Source organism: Amycolatopsis sp. NPDC104587, from assembly GCF_055583645.1.
In genome coordinates this window covers 273,203-290,336 of record NZ_JBVJNO010000011.1, presented here as the reverse complement: position 1 = coordinate 290,336, position 17,134 = coordinate 273,203, and the positions used below count along the sequence as shown (strand labels likewise).

The window sequence follows — 17,134 nt, the reverse complement described above, 5'->3', positions numbered from 1 at the left end:
CGAGTCTGGTACGCGCTCAGCGGTTGCCGGTCGAGCCCGCCCAGATCCCGTCGCCCGCGTAGGCCGCCGAGTAGCCGAGCAGCGCCGCCAGACCTTCCGGCAGCCCGCCGCACGAGGCGACGCCGTTCGTGTTCGTCGCCGCCGAACACAGGGTGCGGCCGCCGGCCGTGAACGTCAGTGTCCGGCCGGGCACCGGGCGGCCGTACCGCGTGTCCGTCAGGGTCGCACTCACCGCCGGGGAGCCCAGGCGGGCCGGCGCCACCACGATCGACGTCGGGTCCGGGGCCGTCGAGAACACCGACGCCGACGCGCGGAGCCCGGTGGTCCCGATCGTCGCCGGGGCGAACAGGTACTGCACCGCCGAGTCGGGGCCGGCCGGCGCCGGGCAGCCGGCTCCGGTCGTCGCGACGTCGATCGTCGGATCCGTCCGGTAGCGTCCCGGCGCCGCGCCGACCGCGCGCGGCCAGCAGACGAACTGGAGCGACTGGGGCGGGGTCGGCGGCGGGGTGGTCCGGGCCGGGCCGGTGCCGGTCAGGCCGTAGGACAGGCTCGGCCCGGCGGTGTTGTCGGCCAGCGCCACACTGTCCACACCGGACACCGTCAGCTCGCGCGTTTCCGAGGCGGTGAAAGGGTTGTACGCGCCGGTCTGCAGCACCGGGCCGTCGTCGGCGCCCGCCGCGGTGTCCCACAGGTACTGGACCTGGAAGGTGTCCGCGGTCTCGCCGGTGACCGTGGTGGTCACCTCGACGCTCGAGTCGGCGACGGTGCTCCCGTGCACCACGACGTCCTGGTCGACCTGGAAGGACTTGCCGTCCCCCGGGTCGTCCTCGGTGTAGTGCGACCAGTGGGTGCGCATCCCGGTCGTGCCGAGCGGCGTCTGCGTCAGGTACAGCACGCCGTCGAGCGCGACCTCGGTCGCCGTGGTCAGGTACTGGCCCTGCACGTAGTCGACCCCGGAGGTCAGGTCGCGCACGGTCATGAACGACGTGCCGGGCACCCCGCCGCCGAACAGCACGTCCCGGCCCACGCCCGCCGGGTGGTCCGGCCCGGTCCGCACGGTGAACGAGCCGACCCCGAGGCCTTGGGCCTGCTGGACGGAGACGCGGAAGACGCCGTTGCCGAAGGTGGCGGCCGCGGCCGCCGCGCGGAAGCCCGGCTTGCCCGGCGGGGGCGCCGCGGCCGCCGGGAGCGCGCCGGCCAGCAGCAGGGCCGACGCGGCGCCGGCCGCCCACAGCAGTCTGGTGCGGTTCATCAGATCCTCCACAATGGACGGTTCAGAAGGTGAGGGCGTCGGCGTAGACGAGCCGCGCGCCGCCCTGGTTCGGCAGTTCGGACTCGGTCAGCACCAGGCGGAACGGGCGGCTGCCGCGCGCCGCGGGCAAGGTCACCGTGCCGGTCCAGCCGGTGCTCGTGGCCGTCAGGACGACCGCGGAGCCGCTGTCCTGCCAGGCGACGTTCCCGCTCAGCGCCGGGTCGGCCACCTGCAGCCGTGCGCTGAGCTCGGCCGCGGACCCCGTCACCGGCGCGTACGTCGGGCCGGTCACGGTCAGCCGCACCGACGTCGGCGAGGTGAACACCGCCGTCGCGATCCGGTCGGGGGACAGCTGCGCGAACTGCGCCTGCACCACCGCGGACAGCTCGACGTCGGGCACCGACACCGGCTGGTAGCGGGCCAGCGCCAGCCGCACGAACGGCGTGTACGGCGAAGGCTGCGGAGCCGCGAAGGTGATGTCGCAGAACCAAAGCTTGCGCTCGGCGTCGTAAACGACGTCGTGCGGAGCCACGGCGACCGTCGAGGTGGCGCCCTCGACCAGCTTCAGGTCCGCCCGCGGGTGCACCGCCAGCGGGAAGTCCCCGGTCTGCGGCGGCCGGGTGAACGCCGCCGACTTCCACGCCGGGTCCTGCGCCCAGTCGGTGACGTACCGGGCCAGGTCCGCCGGCACCGACGGCCCGTCGGCCAGCAGCACCCCGAGCTGTTCCCCGTCGCCGGAGGAGTACCACGGCCGGTTGAGGAAGACCCGCAGGCCGTTGCCCCGCCGGGTGCTCGTCACCTGCGACGCCGTGGTCTCCGCGGTCCAGCCGAAGGTCGGCACGACGTAGGCGATGTCCGGCGCGGCCGGCCGCGCCGAGCTCGGCACGTCGACCGTCAGGGCCGCGCCCGCCCGCGTGATCGGCGGCGGCACGTAGGCGACCTCCACCGACGCGGGCGCCGGCGAAGCCCGCCAGGTGACCGTGCCCCGCACGTAGTCGACGTCGTAGTCGGCGCCGCGCACGAAGGTCGTCGACCCCGCCCGCACGACGTCGGACGCGGGCACGATGCCGCCCTTGTCCACGACGACCGCCGACGCGCCCGGCTTCACCGTCGCGCGCTGCAGGAAGTACTCCGCGAACCGCGAGGTGCCGATCGGCGTGTACGTCACGCGCCGGTACTTCGTGTCGTGGAACTCGTGCCGCTGGTCGACCGGCAGCACCTGGCCCAGCGGGTCGGCCGGCTGCGCGACCACGCCGAACGCCGCGGCCGCGCTCGGCGCCGGCACCGGCGCGGGCAGCGACGGCGTGTCGACCTGCTCGGTCCACGCGGCCTGGAGGTCGACGCGGCTGGTGCTCGGCCGGTCGAAGGCGAGCCGGTCGACGATCCGCGCGAACGTCTCACCCGGGCGCCGCACCGCGACCGGCTTGACCAGCGCGGGCGGGGTCAGCGGCTGCTTGATCGCGTGCACCAGGGTGAGCGTGCGGAACGGCGTGAGCTGCCACAGCCGGCCTTGGCGGGCCAGCGCCCGCAGCGACGCGAGCGTCGTCCCGGCCGGCAGCCGAACGGTGCCCGCGGCGACGGCGTCGGTCAGCCACTTCCACGGCCCGAGCAGGTCGACGTCGGCGTCGGCGAGCACGCTGCTGTAGTCGACGTCGAACGTCCGGCCCTTCGGGACCTGCACGGTCAGCACGCGGAACAGCGGGTCGAACTTCGGCTTGCCGGTGCCCTCGACCAGCCGCAGCCGGAACGGCCGGTAGTCCGGCCAGTTCCCGAGCAGCGGCACCGGGTCGAAGTCGCCGGTGACGACCTCGCCCTCGGCCGTGCCGGGCAGCCCGGTGAAGGCGGCGCCGCGGCTGAGCACGTCCGGCAGGTAGGGGAGCGTCAGCTGGTCGACGTCGAAGTACGGGATGCCGTAGGCGCCGGGGTCGGGGGTGCCCCCCTGGTCGAACGAGCCGGTGTCCTTCCGCTTGATCCGGCCGTAGGCGAGCTTGTCCATCATCGGCGGGGTCAGCAGCGTTGCCGGCAGGTCGAACAGGCCGTGCTGCTCGGCCAGCAGCTCCGCGATCCGGACGGGCGCGAGGTGGCGCTGGCAGTCCGCGGTCGCGGCGGTGTCGAAGTTGCTGCGGATCACCATGCGCTCCACCGATTCGCCCTCGGTGCGCGACTTGCGGAACAGCAGGTGCGGGGACACGACCGGTTCGAAGCGGGTGTACTTCACCGGCGCCGTCGCCCCGGCGTCGCCGGTGACGTCACCGAGGCCGGGGCCGTTGCCCGCGAGGTCGGCCGTCCGCGCGCGGAACCGGTACGAGCGCCCGAACCGCAGCCGCGGCAGGCTGCCCGGCTTGGCCTTGAACTTCACCCCGAGCGGGAACGCCGGGTCCGGCTCGGTCCCGTCACCCGCGACGAGCCCGCCATTGTCGTCGACGGCCTTGCCCGGCCGCGGCGCGACCAGGCTGTAACCGCTCCAGCGGGTCAGGGACTCGTGGAGGAACAACGTCTGCGTCGGGTCGTCGGGCTGCGCCGTGTGCCCGGTGGTGACCACCCCTTCGTCGCCGGCCGAGACCGTGGTCCCGGCGACGGTGTAGGTCCCCTGCCGCTGGCAGAGGCTGTGCCAGCCCTGCGAAACGTTGTCCCAGACGTCGATCCGGAGCCCGCGGGTCAGGTCCTCGGCACTCGCGGACGCGCCCTTCGCGAGCGCGTCGGCCTGGGCGACGGCGTCCCAGATCCGCTTGGCGCGCCCGGTCTCGGTGATCGAGAAGCCGTTGCTCTGCAACGCCGGCGGCGCGGCGGTGTCCGGCGCGTCGGACGGCGGGTGCCCGACCTCGCCGTGCGGGTCGAGCCGCGCGATGCTTTCGCCGAAGCCGAGCAGCTTCACCGCGGCCGAGTCGGGGTCGACCTCGGTGACGTCGAAGTCCGGGCCGCCCAGCTGCAGCAGCCCGCCGGCGAGCAGCGGCGTGCGGGCGTTCGCGGTGAACGTCGTGGCGGTGACCGTGCAGTCGGTCCGCGGCGCGGTCACCGTCGTCCCGGCGAGCACCGGGGTCACGCTCACCCAGGTCGGCCCGGCGGGCAGCGGGTCCGGCAGGGGCACGCGCAGGTCGCGGACCAGGCCGAACTTCCGCAGCAGCGCGGGGTACTGGCCGAGCGAGCCGACCACCGAGTGGAAGTTCGGCGGCTCCGGCGCGACGGCGGCCCGGAAGGGGTTCGCGACGCGGGAGCCGCCCGGGTCGGGGCGGGCCGCGGCGCTGCGGCCGTGGAAGTGCTCGGAGAGCAGGAAGTCGAGCTGCTGGTCGCTCAGGTAGTGCTCGTCGCGGATGCGGGCGAGCGCCGGGTCGTCGCGGTCGAAGAAGTTGGCGGTGAAGAAGTACCGGGCGAGGTCCTGGGTGACCGCGGCCTTCGTCAAGGGGGAGATCCAGGTGTCGTGCAGCCGGTAGCCGGTGGTGCCGCAGCGGTTGCCGCTCGTGCGGGCCGGCGCGAACCCGCCGGGAAGGCCGACGTAGTCGATGATCGTCGGGTGCGTGGTCGGGTTCCGCGCCGCCATCAGCGCGTACTGGTCGCGGACGAAGTTCCGCACGGTGCGCACGGGGTAAGAGCGCACGAACGTCTGCGCCGGAGGCATCGGCGGCGCGGTCGCCGCGCCCAGGACCGCGCCCGCGCCGAACAGCTTCTTCCACAGGTCCGAGCGCAGGTCCTGCGGCAGCTTCTCGGCGCGGGTGACCGTGCCGCCGAGCGAGACGTCGAACTCGACCTTCGCGGCGGGCCAGTCGAGCCAGTCCGGGAACGCGGCCAGGGTGTCCGCCCCGCTCAGCCGCGGGGAGAGGAACACCGACAGGTGCAGGAAGGTCCGGCCGGCGTCGGTGCGGACGCCGTTGGGCAGCGCGGTGCTCAGGATCGTCTGGGTGGCCATCACTGTCTCCTCAGGCCGCGAACGCGTCGCAGTAGGTGTTCCAGTCGTCCTGGCTCAGCTGGTCGCCGAAGGACGGCGAACCGCCGGCCGGCAAGGCCGCCGCGCCGGTCCGCTGGGCCAGCGACGAGGAACCGGGACCGGCGAAGGACTTGTGCACGGTGAGCGTGACCGACTTCGAGAAGAACAGGATGTCGATCTCGACGGTCAGCGACGCCTCACCCTCGACGAGGTTCTTCCCGCCGCCGCTGGTGTAGCTCAGCGCCAGGTAGAACTCGGCCGAGATGGTGATCAGGCCGAGGACGTTGAGCGAGCCGTTCGCGCGGACGTACCCGGTGAGGGTGATCTCGTCGTGCCCCCCGCCGTCGGGGTCCGGCAGGTGTTCGAGCTTGAAGTAGATCCCGGCCATCACCGAGACGGACCCGCTGGCGACGCCGAGGTTGAACGCCACCGCGCCGCCGAACTCGATCGACGCCTCCATCAGCTCGAAGCCGTCGGTGCCCACGGCCAGCGCGAAGAACCCGCCGCCGCCGAACAGCGAGACGCTGAGCGTGAACGGGTGCTCCCGGCTGCAGAACGCGAACCGCGCGCGGGCCGGGGTGCCGTCGAAGGGGATCGACAGCGCCGCGCTGAAGGCCAGGTGCTGCAGCGCGAACACCCCGACCCCGACGTCCGGGATCGCCAGCGTGTAGCCCGCGGTGATGCCCGAGGGCTGGACGTCGATGCCGAGGCCCTTGCCGGTGCTGACCAGGAACTGCTGCAGGGTGTTGACGAACTTCAGCGGGCCCTCGAACTCGATCTTGTCCAGCTCGACGTGGATCACCGGCTTGGCGCTGTCGTGCTGTTCGAAGGCGAACCGGCGGAAGGTGAGCTTGATGAACGACAGCGGGCCGGCGGGTGTGCCCTCTTCGGTGCCCCGGACCAGCTCGATCGCGAAGTCGCGCAGGTCGCCCTTGATCGTCGACGTCGTGGTGGCGCCGCTCCTGCCGAACACCGTGCGGTTCTCGCCGTGCAGCGTCAGGGTCGCGTGGGGACGGCCGCCGACCTGCGGGTGGAACACCTCGGCCGTCAGCTTGTCCGGCAGTTTCGGCCGCCAGTCGAGGACGGTCGTGACGGCGGTCGGCGGCGCGTCCTTGCCGTTGCCGTACTCCGGTGTCGTGACGATCTTCGGGCCGTTGTCGATCGGCAGCGTCAGCGCGTCCGGCAGCTTCGGGTCGAACCCGAGGATCTGGCCGAGGTCGAGGCCGCCGAGCAGCTTGGCGGAGAACTTGTCGAGGAACTTCCCGGGGTTGAACTCGCCGTCCGCGGCGATCTGGCTGATCGTCTCGACCGGCCCGGACAGCGGCCCGAGGGAGCGGGACAGGCCCCGGATGTTCATGTCGGGCGCGGCGATCCCGCCGAGCTGGGCGACGTTCCGGCCGAACGCGGTGTCCACCGCGCGGACGTCGGGCAGCGGGGTGCCGGCGACGAGCGCCTGCGTCAGCGCGCCGACGTCCGCGACCGCCGAGCTGACCCGGGCGAAGAGCTCACCCTTCACCTGCCCGAACGACGTCTTGACGTACTCGGGGTCGTACCCGATGGCCGTGGCGAGCGCCTGCCCGCCGGCCAGCGCCTCGACGGCGGGCATCCGGATCTCCGACGCCAGCATCTGCGGCGAGAACCCGACGTCGCCCTGCACCGCGACCTCGCGGCGTTTCATGTTCAGGTGCATCCGCACCGTGGGGAACGCCGTGTTGCGCGGGGCGCCGTCGTCGGCCGCGGCGACCAGGCCCTGCTTCGGGTCGACCGTGCCGCTGACCGGTGCGAACGCGACCTGCTGCCCGTTCAGCTCGTGGGTGCGCCGCGGGTGGATGGTGGTGAAGTCGTTGGGGTCGGCTTGCTTCTGCAGGGCGTCCAGCACGGCGGGCTTGACGGCGTCCTCCTCGACGACGAACGCGAGGTGCGCGACCGTGTCGACGCGGTTGCCCGCCCAGTCCGTGGCGATGATCGGGAAGGGGACGTCGACGGTCTTGTCTCCGGGTTTGTACTGCACCCAGAAGGCGTCCGTGCCCGGGATGCCCTCCCGGTCCGGCGACAGGTTCGGGGTCGTCGTCATGGTGATTTCGACCGATCGGAACGGGAACCCGTTGTCCTGGAACGACTTCACCGGCTCCAGGACCCGGACGTACTTGCGCTGCAGCAGCCGCGCGGCGCCGCCGGCGATGACGCGCTCGGTCTCGGTGACCAGGAGGCACCGGTGGCCGTAGGGGAAGAGGAACCCCCGTTCGTCGATGCGCACGTAGTTGTCGCGGCCGATCGCCGAGCGGTGCTGCCAGGCCGCGACGTTGCCCTCGGCCCAGACGCCGTTCAGCTCGAGCGACGAGCCGAGCGCGGAGAGCAGGACGAGACGGCCGTCCACCGCGCCGTCGCCGGTGTTGGACTGTTTGACGAGGTCGGTGAGCGTCCCCGTGCCGCGGCCGATCATGTCGTTGAAGCGCGGGTCGTCGGGGGTGTCGGTGGCCACCGCGCGGAGGTCGGCCGGGCCCCGCAGCGGGTCCGGGCGGCCGAAGTCGTCGCGGGGCGCGAGCCGGGTGTGCCACAGCTCGGTGCGCCCGGCCGACGTCACCGGGTGCGTGACGTGCGCCCACGACGTGTACTGCTCGGGGGTCAGGTGCAGCCAGTCGACCAGCAGCAGGTCGGTGGTCAGCGTGTCCGGGACGGCCGGCGCGCTCTTAGGCACCACCCGCATGACCCAGTTCGACCACGCGAGCAGACCTTCCTCGGTGTAGGGCAGTTCCTTCACCGTCGACGGCACGAGGAACGCGATCCGGCTCGGGGCGACCGCCCGGGTCGCGAGATCGCCCGGCGCGGGCAGGTTCGCCGGCGGGGCGCCGCCCGGGTCGGTGACGGCCGTCGTCTCCTCCATCAGGTGCTGGCTGTCGAACCCGACGACGACCAGCGCCTGCGCGCCCGGGTCGATCGGCACCAGCTTCGGCGGGCCCGCGGCCGTCGACCGCCGCAGGTTGAAGAACTCGAAGTGCAGCTTGAGCATGTCTTCGCGGCGCAGCAGGCCGAGCGTGAGGTCCGGCGTCGCGTCGGCGGCGAGCACGGCCGGCAGCGGCGTGTCCCCCGGCAGGTTCGCCAGCAGCAGCGCGGCGCCGCCGGCGACCAGGACCGTGCGCCGGTCGACACCGCGCTGCCAGAGCGGTCTCGGCGTGGTGTCTTCGATGGGGTGCGAAGCGGGTTCGGGCATGCTGGGGACCTCCCCGGAGCGAACTGAGCCCGATCACCGTCGCCCCGGGGTCCGGCCCCGGCAAGCGGCCCAGCCTGATACCTCCCCTTGGGGCAGTGTTGTCCGCCCCACCGGCCCGTCAGCCGCCCGCCCGGCCCACCTTTTCGGCCGCGTCGGCCAGGTCTTCGGGGGTCGGCGCGTCGTCCTGGGTCAGCTTGCGCCGCCAGTACCCGGTGAACTCGACGACGTCCTTGGCCAGGCCCCGCTCGCCCACGAGATGCCGCCGCAGCGCCCGGACCATCCCGGCTTCCCCGGCGAGCCACGCGGCCGACCCCGGACCGAGCGGGGCGCCGCGGACGGCGTCGAGCAGCTTGGCCCCGTGGGGCGCGCCGTCCCGGCGCAGCCAGCGGACGGGCAGCGGCTGCTCCTCGGCCTCGTCCGCCACCTCCACGAACACCAGCGCGTTGTCCACTTCGGACAGCAAGGTGGCGATCGCGGGCAGCGCGGTCTCGTCACCGGCCAGCAGCACCGGGTCCCCGGACGGCGCCGGACGCCGGTAGACCGGGTCCGGGCCGTACCGGCCGAGGACGTCACCGGGCGCGGCCGTGCGGGCCCACGCCGTCGCCGGGCCGTCCGCGCCGCCGGAGTGCAGGACGAACTCCACGTCGATCGTCCCGCCGTCCCGGCTGCGCACGGTGTAGCTGCGCATCACCGGGCGCTCGTCCTCCGGGATCGCGAGGAACGCCTGGTACCAGCGCATGACGTCGCCGTCGCCCGCCGGCAGGCGCACCGGGCGGCCCGGCGGCGGGACCAGGAGCTTGAGCTGCTGGTCCGGCCACGACTCCCATTCCTCGGCGCCGGAGAAGGTGACCCGCACGGTCCGCGGGGTCGGCCGCCGGACCGCTGTCACTTCGAGCAGGCCGGTCGGGTTCACGGCTTCCCCAGGTATTCGCGCAGGTGACGGGCGGTGAGCGTGGAGGCGTTCTCGACAAGCGCGGCCGGCGTCCCTTCGAACACCACGCGGCCGCCGTCGTGGCCGGCGCCGGGGCCGAGGTCGATCAGCCAGTCGGCGTGGGCCATCACGGCCTGGTGGTGCTCGATGACGATCACCGTGTTGCCCGCGTCGACGATCCGGTCGAGCAGCGCCAGCAGCTGGTCGACGTCGGCGAGGTGCAACCCGGTCGTCGGCTCGTCGAGGATGTAGGTCGAGCCCTTCTCGGCCATCCGGATCGCCAGCTTGAGCCGCTGCCGCTCGCCACCGGACAGCGTGGTGAGCGGCTGCCCGAGCGTCAGGTAGCCGAGGCCGACGTCACCGAGCCGGTCGAGCACCGTCCGCGCCGAGCCCGACGGGAAGAACTCGCGCGCCTCGGCGACCGACATCGCCAGCACCTCGCTGATGTTCTTGCCGCGCAACTGGAACAGCAGCACCTTGGGCGTGAACCGCTTGCCCTCGCACTCTTCGCAGACCGACGCGACGCCGGCCATCATCGCCAGGTCGGTGTAGATCACGCCGAGGCCCTTGCAGTGCGGGCAGGCGCCCTCGGAGTTGGCGCTGAACAGGCTCGCCTTGACGCCGTTGGCCTTGGCGAACGCCGTGCGGATCGGGTCGAGCAGGCCGGTGTAGGTCGCCGGGTTGGACCGCCGGGAGCCGCGGATCGCCGACTGGTCGACCACGACGACGTCGTCTCGGTTCGCCAAGGAGCCGTGGATCAGCGATGACTTCCCGGAACCCGCCACACCGGTGACCACGGTCAGCACGCCGAGCGGGACGTCCACGCTGACGTCACGCAGGTTGTGCAGCTTCGCGCCGGCGATCTTCACCTGTCCGGTGGGCGTGCGTACCCGGGAGCGCAGCGTGACGCGGTGGTCGAAGTGGCGGCCGGTGAGCGTGCCGGACGCGCGCAGGCCGTCGACGCTCCCGGTGTAGCAGAGCCGCCCGCCGTCGGCGCCCGCGCCGGGGCCGAGGTCGACGACGTGGTCGGCGATCCGGATGGTCTCCGGCTTGTGCTCGACGACCAGGATCGTGTTCCCCTTGTCCCGCAGGCAAAGGAGCAGGTTGTTCATCCGCTCGATGTCGTGCGGGTGCAGCCCGACGGTCGGCTCGTCGAAGACGTACGTGACGTCGGTGAGGCTGGATCCCAGGTGCCGCACCATCTTCACGCGCTGCGCCTCTCCGCCCGAGAGCGTCGCGGACTCCCGGTCGAGAGAGAGGTAGCCGAGGCCGATCTCGACCAGCGAGTCGAGCGTGTCGCGCAGGGTGCCCAGCAGTGGCCGGATCGACGGCGCGTCGAGGCTCCGGACGAACTCGGCGAGGTCGCTGATCTGCAGGGCAGCGCAGTCGGCGATGTTCTTGCCGTCGATCTTGGCCGACAGCGCGGCCCGGTTCAGCCGGGCGCCGCCGCACTCGTCACACGTCTTGAAGGTCGCCGCCTTCTCGATGAACGCGCGCAGCCTCGGTTGCAGCGACTCAGTGTCCTTCTGTAGGTAGAGCCGCCGGACCTTTACCGCGAGGCCCTCGTAGGTGATGTTGGTCTTGCCGACCTTCACCTTGCACGGGCCCTTGTGCAGCAGGTCGTCGAGCTGCTGAGGCGTGAAGTCGCGGATCGGGGTGTCCGGGTCGAAGAAGCCGCACGAAAGGTAGGTCTGCACGTACCAGTTGTCCGGGGTGAAGCCGGGGACCTGGATCGCGCCGTCGTGCAGTGAGCGGTCGAAGTCGAGCAGGGCGTGGACGTCGAGGTCCGACACCCGGCCGAGGCCCTCGCACGCCGGGCACATGCCCTCGGGCAGGTTGAAGCTGAACGCGCCGGACGTGCCGACGTGCGGTTCGCCGAGCCGCGAGAAGGCGATCCGCAGCATCGCGTAGGCGTCGGTCGCGGTGCCGACCGTGGAGCGCGAGTTGGCGCCCATGCGTTCCTGGTCGACGACGATGGCCGCGCTGAGGTTCTCCAGCACGTCGACGTCCGGGCGCGACAGGCTGGGCATGAACGACTGGAGGAACGCGCTGTAGGTCTCGTTGATCAGCCGCTGGGACTCGGCCGCGATGGTGCCGAAGACCAGGGACGACTTGCCGGAGCCGGACACGCCCGTGAACACCGTGAGCCGGCGCTTCGGGATGTCCAGGTCGACGCCGGTCAGGTTGTTCTCCCGGGCCCCCCGGACCTCGATCACGTCGTGGGTGTCGGCGGCCCGCCTGGGTGAGGTCATGCTGTCCTTCTTGATACTTTAGGCTGTAAAGTGATTGTTCAGCGTACAATACTTTAGGGTGTAAGGAGTCGGCAAGGTGGTCGTCTTCGCGGGTCAGGGCGACGCCCGCCGGTCCATGGAGCTGCTGTGGGGGCCGCGCGTGGTCGCGCCGCGCACCGGCCCGGGGCCCAAGCCGGGCCTGTCCGTCGAGGCGATCGTCGCGGCCGCGATCGACATCGCCGACGCCGAGGGCATGCCGGCGCTGTCGATGCGCACGGTCGGCGAGCGGCTCGGCCGCACGGCGATGGCGCTCTACACGTACGTGCCGGGCAAGACCGAGCTGGTCGACCTCATGTACGACCGGACGCTGGGGGAGCTGCCGACGTCGTACCCGGTGAGCTCGGGGTGGCGCGTCGCCGCGCTGGCGCTGGCGGACGAGCTGTGGGACCTGCACCTGCGCCACCCCTGGCTGCTGCAGGTCTCCCCGGCGCGCCCGGTGCTCGGGCCGGGGGAGTTCCACGTGCAGGAGACGCTGCTGTCCGTCCTGGCCGCGACCGGCTTGCCCCTGTCCCGCGTCCGCTGGGTGGTGTCGGCGCTGTTCAACGTCGTCCGCGGCTCGGTCCAGACGGCGGCGGAGTCCCGGCAGGCCGCGCGGGAGACCGGACAGTCCGAAGAGGACTGGTGGTCCGCGCGCTCGGCGCTGCTCGGCGAGCTCGTCCCGGACCTGACAGCCCGGTTCCCGACGGTGGCGCGGATGAGCGCGCCGGTCGAGGCTTCGGACGAGCCCTACCTGGAGCGGGAGGCCCGGCTGTCGTTCGAAGCGGGCCTGGAGCTGCTGCTGGACGGCGTCGAGACGGCGATCGTCAAGGCTTCCGGGCCTCGATGAGGAACCGCGCCGTGTGCGCGACGAACGGGCCGTCGCGCTCGATCTGCTCGTGCAGCTCCCGCAGCCGGTCGAGGTGCTGCGCCACGGTGAACCCCGGCACCATCCAGATCACCTTGCGCAGGAAGTAGACCACCGCGCCGATGTCGGAGAACTCGGTGCGCAGCGACTCCGACCGCAGGTCGACCACCTCCAGGCCGGCTTCTTCGGCGTTCTTCACCGCGTCGTCGGGATGACGGCCGTTGCGGACTTCGGGCGGCTGCGGGCCGAGGAAGAACTCGACCAGCTCGAACACGCTCGACGGGCCGACCTGCTGGGAGAAGTAGCTCCCGCCCGGCCGCAGGACCCGCGCGATCCCGGCCCAGTCCGTGGTGACGGGGTGGCGGCTGGACACCAGGTCGAAAACGTCGTCGCCGAAGGGAATGCCTTCGGTGGCCACCACGACGACCCCGCGCGGCCGCAGCCGGGCCGACGCCTTGGCGACGTTCGGCGGCCACGACTCCGTGGCGGCCATCAGCGGCGGCAGGGACGGGCAGCCGTCGAGCACCTCGCCGCCGCCGGTCTCCAGGTCGAGCGCCGCGTGGACCCGCCCGAGGCGGTCGCCGAGCAGGCGCTGGTAACCCCAGGAAGGCCGGGCTTCGGTCGCGCGGCCGTCGAGCCAGGAGAAGTCCCAGCCGTCGACGGACACCGCGTCGGCCTCGGCCACCAGGTCGTCGAACCTCGACTTCCGCCGAGGTGGCGGTGGCACCGGTTTGGCCAGGGTGACGGCGTCGAACGCCACCACCACCGGGCCGCGCCGGGTTTGCACCGTGCACGTGGTTTCGTCGCGGGCCACCAGGTCGCCGAGCGCGTCGGTGAACCCGCCCTCGATCCGGTGGCGCACCACGACCCGCGTGCCGAGCGGCAGCTCTCGCAGCAGTTTCACAGCCGCTCGCTCAGCTCCGCGTCGGACGGCTCGACCAGGAAGCTGCCGTCCTCCCAGACGATCGTCGGGATCTTGCGCGCGCCGTCCTGCAGCTCCCGCACCCGGCGCTCGGCAGCCGCGTCCGCCTCGACGTCCACATAGGAGTATTCGACGCCTTCGCGGTCGAGCAGCGCGCGGCTGCGCTTCACGTCCGGGCACCAGCTCGCGCCGTAGACCGTCAGCTTCACGAAACGACCTCCGAGATCGGGGTTTCCACGGGGGTGGGCTCGGGCTGGCCCAGGTAAGTGAGCCAGCCGCGGAACACGCGGTGCAGCGCCTCCGCGCCGACGACGTCACCGGGCAGGGCGAGCCCGCGCGGGTGCACGACAAAACCGTGCTGCTGCGGGCCGCCGAGACCGCCGTGCGAGCCGACGTGCGTCTCGAACGGCGACGCCTGGTCCGTTTCCGGGTCGTACCGGCTGTTGATCATGACGTCCGCGCAGTGCGGGTAGGTGTCGACCCGCCGGACGAGGTCCGCGGCGTGCGGGCCGTACGGCGGCAGCGGGTCCTCGCCGATGACCACGCCGGTCGCGAGCCGGTGCAGCCCGTCGCGGCCCAGCACCACCGGCCCGAACTCGCGGCTGCGCACCAGCAGGAACCCGACGCCGGGGTGGTCCACCAGCGACGGCAGCAGGTCGGGGTGCTCCCGCTCGATCGTCTCGAGCTCGACGCGGCCCTCGTGCTCGGTGAAGGAGATCATCGCGGTGTGGCCGGACACGACCACCACCACACCCGGCGCCACCCGGGTGACCGCGCCCGGCGAGCCGGATGTGGTGCGCGGCCGGTCTTCGGCGCACTCCGCGTCCTCCACCCGGGCCCGCAGCCGGCGCGCGATCAGGCCGCCGCCCTGGGTCGCCTCCGCCAGCGCGGCGTTGATCTGCCAGCTCTCGGCCTGCCGCCGCTTCCCGGCGGACGGGGACGGCTCGCCGCCGCACAGCCGTCCGACGTACGCCTCGATCGTCTCGCCGAACCGCTCCGAAAACGCCTGCCCCTGCGTCTGGCCGTGGTCCGACAGCGCCACGACGTGGTAGCGGCGCGGCGCCAGCCGGCTCGCCCGGTGCAGCCGCGCGATCTGCTGGTCGATCGAGCGCAGCACGGCGAGCGTGTCGAAGCGTTCGATGCCGGAGTGGTGCGCGACCTCGTCGTAGCCGAGGAAGTCCGCGTACACGACCGGCCGCCCGGCCAGCATGTCACCGAGGATGGCCGACACGACGACGTCCCGCGCGATCACCGTGGTGCCCGGCCGGGCCAGCGGGTACCAGCCGCCGCGCGGGATCCGCGGCACGACACCGGCCCGGCGCTGGCGGACCGACGCGCTGATCTCGCGGAAGACGTCGGCGAGCGCGACGACGAACGTCCGCAGCGCGTTGATCGGGTTCGCGAAGTAGGCGTAGTAGCCCGCGCCGAGCCGGTCGCGCTGACGGTGGCGCAGGCCTTTCGGCACGAGGACCGGGATCGAGCTCATGGTGAGGCTGACGTGGTCGGCGTCGCCGGAGAAGAGGTTGCCGCGGCTCGCGCCGTCCCCGGCGAGCAGGCCGCGGCCGTCGGAGTGCCGCCGTTCGATCTCGGCCGCGTCGGCCGGGTGGGCGCACGCCATCACGTGGTCGCGGTCCTTCTCGTACCAGCGGAAGCCGAGGATGTCGTGGTTGGAGCCGTGCAGGATGCCGCAGACGCTCGCGCCGGTCTGGGAGCTCCAGTCGGTGTGCCAGCGCGAGAGCGTGTGGCTGTCTTCGGCGAGCCAGGCGGCGAAGGTCGGCATGTCGCCGTCGCGGATCGCGCGGCGGACGGTGTCGTACCCGAGGCCGTCGATCTGCAGGAACAGCACCCCGGGCGGTTGGTCGGCCTCACCGGGCGCGGCGGCGTGCCGGCGACGCCGGCGGTTCGCGCGGCGGAAGAAGATCTCGTCCTCGTCGATCGCGAGCAGGCTGGAGATCAGCGCGCCGACCCCGGCCATCGCTACGGTGACGATCACCGCGGTCCGCATGTCCGCGATCTCGACCCCCGGCACGGTCCGGAACACCGCGAGCGTCCCGGCGCCCAGCAGCAGGAACCCGAAGAGGCCGAAGGTGAAGAACGCCAGCGGGTAGGCGATCCGCATGACCAGCGGCCAGACGACCCCGGCGAGCAGGCCGAGCAGCAGCGCGCAGACCGTCGGCTGCCACCAGTGGGTCATCCGGAAGCCGGAGAGCAGCACGTCGAGCAGGCGCAGCGCGCCGGTCACGGCGGCCCACACCAGCAGGACGCGGGCGACGACCCGGCCACCCCGCAGCAGCCGGCCCTTCGGGGCGGACGTCGTCACACTCGCTCTCCCGTCTTCTCCTTGGCCTTGCGCCGCCACCGCGCGATCAGGTTCAGCAGGACGGTGACGAGCAGGACGAGGACCGTCGCCAGCACCGTCGCGATGACCGGTGAGTCGAAGATGCCCCCGCTGACGATGCCAAGCAAGGAGTAGGCGACCGCCCAGAGCACACACGCGATGAGCGAAGTGGGCAGCAGGCGCCGCCACGGGTAGCTCAGCGCGGCGGCGGCGAGCAGCACCGGGATCCGGCCGGCCGGGACGAGCCGGCCGACCACGACGATCTGCCAGCCGCGCCGGGTGAACTGGTCGCGGGCCTTTTCGAGGCGTTCGGCGGGCTGGCGCCGGCTGATCCAGCGGAAGGCGGCTTCGCTGCCCAGACGCGGGATCCCGAATGTCACGACGTCGCCGACGTACGCGCCGAGCGTGGCGAGGACGATCACCAGCGGCAGGGAGAGGTGGTCGGTGGTGGTCGCGACGGCGGCCGCGGCGCCGACCACCGCGCCGGTGGGCACGATCGGGATGATCGAGCCGAGCAGCACCCCGCCGAACAGGGCCGGGTACCCGATGGCGGCCGGGTCGGTCCAGTTCACGGGCGGTCCGTCGGAGCGGGGAGGACGACGTCGGCGCCGGGCTCGGTGAACAGCACTTCGGTGGCTCCTCCGGCGGCTTGCACTTCGGCGGCGAACACGCGAGGCGGATCGGCGAGCAGCCGCCGCATCTTGGCGGTCCGCCGCAACCCGGGCACGGCGAGCGTGCCCCAGTGCACGGGAACGGCGGCCCGGGCCTGGAGCACGGCGGCAGCCCGAGCGGCCCGGGCGGGGTCCAGGTGCCCGGGCCCGAGGTTCGGCCCCCAGCCCCAGACGGGCAGCAGCGCGACGTCGACCGGGCCGAGCTCGGCCATCCCGTCGAAGAGGTCGGTGTCGCCGGCGTTGTAGACCGTCGTGCCCTCGGCCCGGATCAGGTGCCCGATGGCGGGACTCTGCGGACCATGGGTGAGCCGCGGCCCCCACCGGTGCCCGGAGTGGACGGCCTCGGTGGCGGTGACGTCCAGCGCGCCTTCGCTGAGGGTCTCCCCGGGCGCGATCTCCTCGACGTTGCCGAAGCCCTTCCTGGTGAGCCAGCGCCCGGCCCCGCGCGGGACGACGATCCGGGTGTCCGTGCCCAGCATCCGCAGCGACGGCAGGTGCAGGTGGTCACCGTGCAGGTGGGAGAGCAGGACGAGGTCGACCCCGGCATAACTCTCCGCCGCCGGGACGGGAACAACCCGGCTCAGCCCGCCGACGCGCGCGGTGAGCACGGGATCGGTCAGCACAACCCGGCCACCGAGCTCGAGCCGGACGGTCGAATGGCCGAGGAAACGCAGGTTGAAGCCGCTCACGCTGTCGAGTATCGCCTCCTGCCCGCCCCCATGCCCGGCGGAGTGGCACGAGCAACGCTGCCC

At 72.7% G+C, this 17,134-nt stretch carries 11 protein-coding genes and 1 pseudogene; 1 reads left to right on the top strand and 11 read right to left on the bottom strand.

The window, feature by feature from the left end:
• Positions 1–16: 16 nt before the first annotated feature.
• From ACZ61C_RS32320 to ACZ61C_RS32300, 5 genes are all read right to left on the bottom strand, one after another.
• Positions 17–1,252, bottom strand: coding sequence for a hypothetical protein (locus ACZ61C_RS32320; protein ID WP_465311643.1), 1,236 nt, complete (start codon positions 1,250–1,252; stop codon positions 17–19).
• Between the two features lie 22 nt (positions 1,253–1,274).
• Positions 1,275–5,156: a hypothetical protein gene (locus ACZ61C_RS32315; RefSeq protein WP_465311642.1), complete on the bottom strand. Its 3,882-nt coding sequence runs from the start codon at positions 5,154–5,156 to the stop codon at positions 1,275–1,277.
• Between the two features lie 10 nt (positions 5,157–5,166).
• Positions 5,167–8,385, bottom strand: coding sequence for a hypothetical protein (locus tag ACZ61C_RS32310; protein WP_465311641.1), 3,219 nt, complete (start codon positions 8,383–8,385; stop codon positions 5,167–5,169).
• Positions 8,386–8,503: 118 nt separating this feature from the next.
• On the bottom strand, positions 8,504–9,298 hold the full coding sequence (locus ACZ61C_RS32305) for a siderophore-interacting protein (protein ID WP_465311640.1): 795 nt from the start codon (positions 9,296–9,298) through the stop codon (positions 8,504–8,506).
• Entirely contained in the window at positions 9,295–11,568 is a 2,274-nt protein-coding gene (locus ACZ61C_RS32300; protein WP_465311639.1) for an ATP-binding cassette domain-containing protein, read from the bottom strand. Before ACZ61C_RS32300 ends, ACZ61C_RS32305 begins: the two co-directional genes overlap by 4 nt.
• A gap of 76 nt (positions 11,569–11,644) precedes the next feature.
• On the opposite strand from ACZ61C_RS32300, the gene ACZ61C_RS32295 reads away from it, so the two are divergent.
• On the top strand, positions 11,645–12,433 hold the full coding sequence (locus tag ACZ61C_RS32295; protein WP_465311638.1) for a TetR/AcrR family transcriptional regulator C-terminal domain-containing protein: 789 nt from the start codon (positions 11,645–11,647) through the stop codon (positions 12,431–12,433).
• Here ACZ61C_RS32295 and ACZ61C_RS32290 read toward each other — a convergent pair.
• The 6 genes and pseudogenes from ACZ61C_RS32290 to ACZ61C_RS32265 form a co-directional block, all read right to left on the bottom strand.
• On the bottom strand, positions 12,411–13,178 hold the full coding sequence (locus tag ACZ61C_RS32290) for a methyltransferase domain-containing protein (protein ID WP_465311757.1): 768 nt from the start codon (positions 13,176–13,178) through the stop codon (positions 12,411–12,413). The genes ACZ61C_RS32295 and ACZ61C_RS32290 overlap by 23 nt on opposite strands.
• Positions 13,179–13,208: 30 nt before the next feature.
• Positions 13,209–13,355 (bottom strand): annotated as a pseudogene (locus ACZ61C_RS32285) (putative acetyltransferase); the annotation flags it as partial.
• On the bottom strand, positions 13,352–13,582 hold the full coding sequence (locus ACZ61C_RS32280) for a glutaredoxin domain-containing protein (protein WP_465311637.1): 231 nt from the start codon (positions 13,580–13,582) through the stop codon (positions 13,352–13,354). The pseudogene ACZ61C_RS32285 and the gene ACZ61C_RS32280, both read right to left, overlap by 4 nt.
• Complete coding sequence (locus ACZ61C_RS32275; protein WP_465311636.1) at positions 13,579–15,693, bottom strand: phage holin family protein; 2,115 nt, start codon at positions 15,691–15,693, stop codon at positions 13,579–13,581. The genes ACZ61C_RS32280 and ACZ61C_RS32275 overlap by 4 nt, the downstream gene beginning before the upstream one ends.
• Positions 15,690–16,283 (bottom strand): DedA family protein, encoded by a 594-nt coding sequence (locus tag ACZ61C_RS32270; protein WP_465311635.1) that lies wholly within the window; start codon positions 16,281–16,283, stop codon positions 15,690–15,692. Before ACZ61C_RS32270 ends, ACZ61C_RS32275 begins: the two co-directional genes overlap by 4 nt.
• Positions 16,280–17,071, bottom strand: a complete 792-nt coding sequence (locus tag ACZ61C_RS32265) for an MBL fold metallo-hydrolase (protein ID WP_465311634.1) — start codon at positions 17,069–17,071, stop codon at positions 16,280–16,282. Before ACZ61C_RS32265 ends, ACZ61C_RS32270 begins: the two co-directional genes overlap by 4 nt.
• Between the last annotated feature and the right edge of the window lie 63 nt (positions 17,072–17,134).